Origin of the sequence: Streptococcus sp. DD11 (assembly GCF_001578865.1) — a bacterium.
Taxonomy (GTDB): domain Bacteria; phylum Bacillota; class Bacilli; order Lactobacillales; family Streptococcaceae; genus Streptococcus; species Streptococcus panodentis.
Genome location: NZ_KQ969493.1, coordinates 1 through 217 on the forward strand (window position 1 = coordinate 1; position 217 = coordinate 217).

Below are 217 nucleotides of genomic sequence, written 5' to 3' on the forward strand. Positions count from 1 at the left end.
ATGAGCTGGATGAATCCGCTCCCATCAAATACTGGGTCAGGCGCAAGAGCTGCACCTCCTGCGGGTCATCAAGGCCATATGTGCCATCCAAGGCTTCTAGGACACAGTCATCCCAGTTTCCGCGGACTGCCGCAGTAATAGGCAGCGGCTCAAGCAGTTCAAAAAGATCATTTTCAGCCGGACCGGGCAGCAGAATATCTCCCAAAAGCCAATATTC

The 217-nt window shown here is 53.0% G+C and carries 1 pseudogene; it reads right to left on the minus strand.

The window, feature by feature from the left end:
* Window positions 1–217 (minus strand): annotated as a pseudogene (locus STRDD11_RS13545) (metallophosphoesterase); the annotation flags it as partial.